A 7,416-nucleotide genomic window follows, 5' to 3' on the forward strand; every position below is an offset into this window, starting at 1 on the left:
TCAACTCTTCGATGAATGGTAAGCTTCAATCCCGGCCCTGAAACCGTCGCGATTGCGCGCGCCGGTATCGCGGGGGGACAGGGCGAAAATCGTCTCTTCGATGATGTCGAGCGAGACGGGAAGCCGGCCGGAGGCGAAAGCGGCGCCGAGGAGGACCGCGTTGGCTCCCGCGCGACTTTTCACGACATCGAAGGCAAGCCGTGTCGCCGGGATCGCGGTTACGCGCGCTACGCCCCGCGTGGCCAGATGCTGCTGGATCTCTTCCACCGAATCCGCAGCAATGGGTGCCTTCAACAGATGGTTTGGCTCGCCGTTGACACGAACAAAAGCATCGTTCGTGATCACTTCGGTTCCGGCATTTGCGAAAAGGAGGCTCGTTCTGAAAGTCTCAAACGGTTCGAGCCCGATGATGAGATCCCCCTCGCGCGGGCGGATGCGGGGTGAAAGGAAACGGTCGCCGGTTCGGATATGAGCCGAGGTAATCGCGAAGCGATGCGTTATGGCCGGGTATTCGGTGGCTGCGAACCGAAGACCCGCGCGATCAAGCGCGGCCACAATGATTTTCGAGGCAAGAATAATGCCCTGCCCGGACTGGCCGACAATGATGATGTTGCTGGTCGTCATCAGACGGCGTCCCCGCTCGTTGCGTGCTTTTCCTTCCGCTGACGGTCGACGATGAGTGCGCAGGCTCCCGTCGTGATGACGACCGAAACGCCCTCTACCGCCATCCCCTCCTCGAACGCCTTGCGCAGTTCGGCCACGTCGTAGGCGTCGACAACGCGTAAAAAGTCCACCTGCAGGGGTTTGATGACCTCTTCGAGCGAAAGCTCTTTCGTGGGCTTTCGCGTCGCTGTCAGACCAAATGCCCCCGGATGCGGCTGGTGGCCCGTCTCCGCCGACGACTTGTTGTCGAGGATCAGCAGCAAAACATTTGCACGGTTGTAGACCGCGTTGATGAGTTCCACGATCCCATTATGGAAGAAGGTGCTATCGCCCATCACTGCGGCGACCTTCCCCAATCCCGCATGGCTGATGCCGGTGGCGACCCCGAGGCCGGCGCCCATGCAGACGAAGGTATTCGTCAGGCTTACAGGTGCGTATTGCGAAACGAAGCCACAGCCGGAATCGCCGCAGGCGATCCCCTCGCCTGGGAGCGTATCGAGCACCTCGCGAAGAATGCGCGTCGGCGCGGTTTCCGGACAGCCGGCGCAGAACTGGCCACCGACCTTGAACGGCACGCTTTCGCGCACGAAATCGAGCGTCGCTTCGTGCGCCTTTCTCGAATCCGCCAGCGTGGATGGCCGGTCGAGGAGACGCGCAATCACCGGCTCGATGACCTCCGAGGTGATTTCGCCGGAGTACGGGATATCCTTCGTCTTTTTCCCGAGAATGCGTCCCGCGCCCTCCACCTCGCTTGCAAGTGCGCGCACCTGTTCCTCAATCACGGGCTCAGTCTCCTCGACAACAAGAAACTGCTCGTATTGGGCGAGCGTGCGCTTCACGAGAGCCGGAGGCACCGGGAGCGTAAAACCGAGTTTCAGAACGGCCACTTCCTCCTCCGCATCGAGCAGTGAAAGCGCCTCTGCCGTCTCGATGGACGCCAAGCCGGACGTAATCACGCAAAGCGACGCTCTATCCGGACCGGAGAGGCTGTTGAACGGACAGCCGTCAGCGGCCTTCAGCACTCCTTCTTCTGTCGGCGCATCGCGCATGAGCGCCAGATAGGCGCCGGGCGCTTCGCCGTGGAACCGCTTGTGCAGCAGAGCGGTGCCGGTTTCCGGCCAACCTAGCGCCGGATAGCCGCTCCAGCCCCGCGTAACGTTTTTCTCGAACCGAGGAGCGATGCGGCGCTTAGCGTGGTCGATCGCTCCGAATGTCACCTTCCCGCGGCTGTATCCCTGGCGCACCGTGACGCGCACGAAGACGGGCATCGCGATGTCTTCGGAAAGCCTGAAGGCGTAGGCGACCATGTCCTTCACCTCCTGCAACGTCGCAGGCTCAAGAACAGGGACTTCAGCGAAGCGGGCGAGGTTACGGAAATCCTCCTCGGCCTGCGTCGTCTCCGCGCCCGGATCGTCTCCCGCCACGATCACGAGTCCGCCGACGCCCACCATGCTGGATGATGCGAGCGGGTCGAGGATCCAAGGCACGCCCACATTCTTCATGAGACACATCGAACGCGTCTCGCTCATCGCAGCCCCGAGGGCGACTTCATAGGCGCATTTCTCGTTCGCCGACCACTCGACATGCATCTCCGGGAAAACCTGGGCGGCGGCTGAAAGCGCATCGATGACATAGCTCACGGGCGCGCCCGGATAGCAGGCCACGACGCGCACGCCGGCCTCGATCGCTCCGCGAGCAATGGCGTCGTTGCAGGTCAGCACAGCCGCTTCGCCCGGCTGATCGCGCGTGAGATCGCCGCTCACGAATTTGTTGCTTGGATCGACGAGCTGATGTGAAAAATGGGAATGCTTTTTCAGCATGTGCGCCAAGCTCTTTCCTCGGATTGGAGAAACACCGGATTAATCCTCCGTGACAGCAAAATTTTTGTTGCGCCATTAAGTCGATAAAATATATCAGGTCAATACAACTCTTACCTAGTGGGGTCCCATGTCAATCAACGAGGGATGCCGACGCCTGTGGCGCTTGGCATTCTTGTTCACCATCGCCGCAGCCTGCATCGGCGGCGACAAGGCGCGGGCGGACGACCTTCCGCTCGGCATCTGTCAGAGTACAGCGCAAGGCCCGGCGAAATTCTCTACCGCCCTCTGGAAGGGCGCGGAGATCGCGATCTCCGAGATCAACGCACAAGGCGGTGTCAATGGCCGCAAGCTGAAGCCGGTGCCTGTCGATGTCGGAAACAACGATCCGGCGCAAGCACGCCTGTCTCTCAACAAGGCCATTGACGTTGACAAGATTGTCACGCTGGTCTGCTGGGGCACCAACGTCATGGTGCAGAACGGGCCGCTGATCGACGAAGCCGATATCGCTGCCTTCACCACATCTTCCGGGACCGGCGTCGTCAAGGCGTCGAAGCTGACGCAGCAACTGGAAGCCGTCACCACGCTCTACTGCAAGGTTTCCGCCAAGCACGTCAAGGCACAGTATCCGGATGTGAAGACCTTCGCCGTGCTCTACGTCAATTACGAGTTCGGCATCGAGATGCGCGATAAATGCGCGGACGAGTTTGGCAAGCTCGGCATCACGCTCGTCGCGTCCGAAGGCCACCCGAACGCGCCACCGGATCTTCGCGCACAGGTAACGAAGCTGCTGGAAGCCAAACCCGATGCCATCTATCTGGCTCCGATCGGCGGCGGCACTGTCGCCCTCGGAATTCGCACCGCGCGGGAACTCGGCTTCGATGGGCTCCTCGTCACCTACGGCGCCGGCGACACGCCCGACATCTATAACCTCAAGGTCGCAGAAAAGAACTTCTTCTTTGTCGGCAATGAAGTGCCCGAGACTGCGCCGGATGTGGTGAAGCAAACAACGGCGACCTATGGCGGTTATACGCCGTTCGGCTACGAGTATGTCTGGCTGGCAGCGAAACTGATCAAGGAAGCTGGCGGCAGCGAAATATCGGGCAAGAAGCTTATCGCGAAGCTCAGGGAAGAAGGCGACATCCAAACCCCGGTCAATCGCTATATCTTCAAGGCCGACGGCAACACCAGCCGACCGCTCGCGATCTTCACAATCGCAAATGGTGGACGGAAGCTCGAACGCATCCTCTCCGCCTCGGAAATCGAGTAATCGCGAAAAAGAACGGCAGCCCGGAGCAAACTCATGACATCGGTGCATTCGGTGCTGCCGTTCATCGTCAACGGCATATCGCTTGGTCTCAGCATCTCTCTTGTGGCGCTTGCGATGGCACTTATCTGGCGAACGGCCGGAATCGTGGATTTCGGCCTGGGGGCGATCTATCTCTTCGCCGCCTATGCCACATTCGTTCTGACCAAAATCGTTGGCTTGCCTCTCGCCGCCGCTATCCTTGGAGCGCTGGCCGTCGGCTGCGCAACATCCGTCCTTCTCTACGTCCTCATTTATCGCGGTTTCATAAAAAACCACGCGCCTTTGTTCGTAATGGTGCTCGTCGGGATTTCGGTCTTTACGGCAGCGCAGAACCTGATTTCCGCCTTCGGCAGCCCTGAAAAGCGCTACGTCATCGATCAGATCCTGCCCGGCATCGAATTGCTGGGTACCCGGCTCAACGCCGCCCAGATCGCGAAGATGGCCGCAAGCCTCATCGCGCTTGTTGGCGTCGCTCTGTTCTGCACGAGAACGGGGCCCGGCCTTACCATCTGTGCTGTCGCAGATAACAAGACGCTGGCTCAAGGCGTCGGCATCGCACCCAATCGGACTTACATCTGGGTGTACGCAATAGCAGGACTGCTGGTGGCCTTCGCCGCGATCCCCGACACGCTCGAAACCGGGGTCGATCCCTTCGTGGCGATGAACCCCGTGTTTCTCGCGCTTGCAGCGATCATCATCGGCGGCCTCAACACTTTCAAAAGTCCGATCCTCGGGGCGGTTCTGCTCGGTCTCGCCTTCCATCTCGCGGTTTGGATCTTGCCTGCAACATGGCAGGAAGTGGTCGCTTACGGTTTCGTGCTCGCGGTTCTGCTGGCCCGTCCTCAGGGGCTGTTCGGCGGTATCAATCCCGTCAGGGAGCGCGCCTGATCATGGCCTACATAGTCGACGTTCTGACGCTCGCCCTCATTCTGGTCATCGCCGTGCACGGGTATATGCTCATCAAGGGGCTCGGCGGTCTCATGCATCTGGGACACGCGGTGTTTTACGGTCTCGGAGCCTATGCGGCGGCGATATTTTCCACAAAAGTGCTCCCGCCGAACGTCTTCCCGTTGACCGTCATTCTCGGCGCACTTGCCGCAAGCCTCGGTGCGCTGCTGATCGGTTGGCCCGCGCTCAAGGCACGCGCCCGCTATTTCATGATCGTGACGTTCGCGATGCAACTCATCTTCGTGACGCTCGTGATCAACTTCGGCTTCACCGGCGGCCCGGATGGCCTTTCCGGTATTCCACGCTTCTCGCTTGGCTCCTGGGAGCCGGGTCGGCGCTGGGTTCTCGATCTCGGCATCGCGCAGATCACTTACGCGCAGGTCAAGCTGCTGATCGTCGTTTTGTTTGCCGCCTTGTCGTTCTGGTTTTGCAGTCGCATCATTCGTTCGCCCTACGGTCGCCTCGTTCGGGCCGTGCGCGACGACGAGCGCGTCGTCGAGGCGCATGGACGCAGCGCAACCCTTGTCAAGCTGTCGGTGCTGCTGATCGGGGCGGGACTTGCGGGCGCGGCTGGAGCACTCTTCGCTCATCACTTCAACTACGTCGGACCATCGCAGTTCGAACTCGACCTCACGATGCTGATGCTGGCCATGCTGATCTTCGGCGGTCAGTTCAGCCTCACGGGCGCCACTATCGGCGTCTTCGCGATGATGGGGCTCCTTGAGGGTCTACGCTTCGCGCTCGACAACTGGCTCGGGGTGCCATTCGAAATGACGGCGCCTCTTCGCCAGGCCGCCTATGCGCTCTTTCTCATCGGCGTTCTCGTCTTGCGCCCCAACGGCTTGTTTCGCGAGCGCACAGCAGAATACGTAAAGCCATCAGGCGACAGCCAGGCTGTTTTCCCGAATGCGAGAGCGGCGGCCGATCGCGGCGCCGACCTGCCTTCCGCCGGGCCGGTTCTCACATGCTCCGGCCTGCATAAGTCGTTTGCCGGATTAAAGGCGGTGGACGAGGCCGGTTTCAGTCTGCACCCTCGTGAGATCGTCGCTATCATCGGCTCGAACGGCGCGGGCAAGACGACCGTCTTCAATATCCTGAGCGGGTTCGAAAGCGCGGATGGTGGCGAGGCGCTGCTACTCGGCAAGCCGATTCTCGGTCTGGCTTCGCAAGACATTGCCAGACTCGGGCTTGGGCGCACGTTCCAGGACGTAAGAATCTGGAACAGACTTACGGTCATTGAGAACATACTCGCGGCATCGCCTCATCAGGCGGGCGAAAATCCCGCTCGACTTTTCCTCACGCCGGGGCGTGTCGCGGACAACGAGTCTGACAACCTCAAGCGGGCATGGGCGCTCCTCGAACGCTTCGGACTAGGCGAAAAAGCAAACCATCTCGGCAGCGAGTTGTCCTATGCGCAACGCAAGATGCTGTCTCTCGCCCGGATCACCTCTTTCGCCCCGCATGTCGTCCTGCTCGACGAGCCGACATCAGGCGTCGACCCGAAGCGTCTCGATACCTTCCTCAGGCATATAAGGGATTTCGCGGAGCGCGACGGCCGGGCAGTCTGCCTGATCGAACACAACATGGCTGTTGTGAAGGCCGTGGCCGACCGCGTTGTGTACATGGATGGGGGCAAGGTTCTCGCAAGCGGCACGGCTGATGACGTGCTCGGGGACGCGGGGCTGATGCGGCGCTATCTCGGACAAAGGGAGGCGGTGGCGGCATGAGATTGAAGGTCAGCAAGCTTGTCACTGGCTACAATCGGGATCCAATCCTGAATGGGGTGAGCTTTGATCTCGAAGCCGGGACGCTTCTTGCCGTGCTTGGCCATAACGGTGCGGGAAAGTCGTCTCTTGTCCGTTCCCTCGTCGGACTTCTGCCTGCGTGGGAAGGAACGATCGAGATCGAAGGACACGACGTCACCACAAGGCCATCAAAGGAGCGTATTCGGGCGGGGCTTGCCGTATCATTTCAGGACGACCCTGTTTTCCCTACGCTTCCTGTAAAGACCAACCTGCGTCTTGGCGCTTATGCCCATTGGCGCGACCGCAAGCGCATCGAGCGACGCACGGAGGAAGTGCTTACCCTGTTCCCAAAGCTGCGCGTTCATTACTTGCGGCCGGCCTACACCATGAGCGGTGGCGAGCGTCGCATGCTTTCGATCGCGATGGCCCTCATGAGTGAACCGACCGTTCTTCTTCTCGACGAGCCTTCGACAGGACTATCGCCCGGCATGACAGCCCACGTGTTTGAAAGCATCGAATCGGTTTCGCGCAGCCTGGGGATTTCTGTGCTGCTCATTGAACAGAACGTGGAGCAGGCGCTTCGACACGCCGACAGAGTACTCGTCTTAAAAACCGGCAAGGTCGTTTTCGATGGGCCCCCGGAAAATCTGGCCTCGGACGCCACAGAACTCGTCATGATGTTCTAGTTATGCGATACGCCTCGAAAGTCAGAGAGTTCAACGAGAACGAGCGGCTTGAGACCCTGGAGCGTTTCTTAGTGAAAGTCGCGGCAACCCGTCACGATGGGCGCGACGACGTTTCCTCGCATTCGTCAAGCTTGCGTCACTCCGGGATCTGGCTGCAAAGTTAGGAGTGATGACCTAGCCACAGCGGAAACCGAGTCTTTGCTATGGCGGCTTTCAGGCGCAACCTCGGGTTGGCTGGGGCGCCAGGA

General features: G+C 60.2%; 6 protein-coding genes. 4 read left to right on the top strand and 2 right to left on the bottom strand.

The genetic code is table 11. From position 1 onward, the window contains the following. Together QM659_RS01765 and QM659_RS01770 are read right to left on the bottom strand one after the other, a co-directional pair. Complete coding sequence (locus QM659_RS01765) at positions 1 to 624, bottom strand: 2-oxoacid:acceptor oxidoreductase family protein (RefSeq protein ID WP_415187150.1); 624 nt, start codon at positions 622 to 624, stop codon at positions 1 to 3. Then, a complete protein-coding gene (locus QM659_RS01770) occupies positions 624 to 2,483 on the bottom strand; it encodes a thiamine pyrophosphate-dependent enzyme (protein ID WP_415187151.1) in 1,860 nt (619 codons plus the stop codon). The genes QM659_RS01765 and QM659_RS01770 overlap by 1 nt, the downstream gene beginning before the upstream one ends. 127 nt (positions 2,484 to 2,610) lie before the next feature. Here QM659_RS01770 and QM659_RS01775 point away from each other — a divergent pair, with 127 nt between their 5' ends. From QM659_RS01775 to QM659_RS01790, 4 genes are read left to right on the top strand one after another with little or no spacing between them, the layout of a single operon-like run. Beyond that, complete coding sequence (locus QM659_RS01775; protein WP_415187152.1) at positions 2,611 to 3,750, top strand: ABC transporter substrate-binding protein; 1,140 nt, start codon at positions 2,611 to 2,613, stop codon at positions 3,748 to 3,750. Positions 3,751 to 3,783: 33 nt separating this feature from the next. Next, positions 3,784 to 4,677 carry a branched-chain amino acid ABC transporter permease gene (locus tag QM659_RS01780; RefSeq protein ID WP_415187153.1) on the top strand — a complete coding sequence of 298 codons (894 nt, stop codon included), beginning with the start codon at positions 3,784 to 3,786 and terminating at the stop codon, positions 4,675 to 4,677. A gap of 2 nt (positions 4,678 to 4,679) precedes the next feature. Then, positions 4,680 to 6,464: an ABC transporter permease subunit gene (locus QM659_RS01785; protein WP_415187154.1), complete on the top strand. Its 1,785-nt coding sequence runs from the start codon at positions 4,680 to 4,682 to the stop codon at positions 6,462 to 6,464. 2 nt (positions 6,465 to 6,466) lie between these two features. Then, positions 6,467 to 7,168, top strand: coding sequence for an ABC transporter ATP-binding protein (locus QM659_RS01790; protein WP_415187155.1), 702 nt, complete (start codon positions 6,467 to 6,469; stop codon positions 7,166 to 7,168). Positions 7,169 to 7,416: the final 248 nt, after the last annotated feature.

It is taken from the genome of Rhodomicrobium sp. (genome assembly GCF_047605405.1).
Taxonomy (GTDB): domain Bacteria; phylum Pseudomonadota; class Alphaproteobacteria; order Rhizobiales; family Rhodomicrobiaceae; genus Rhodomicrobium; species Rhodomicrobium lacus.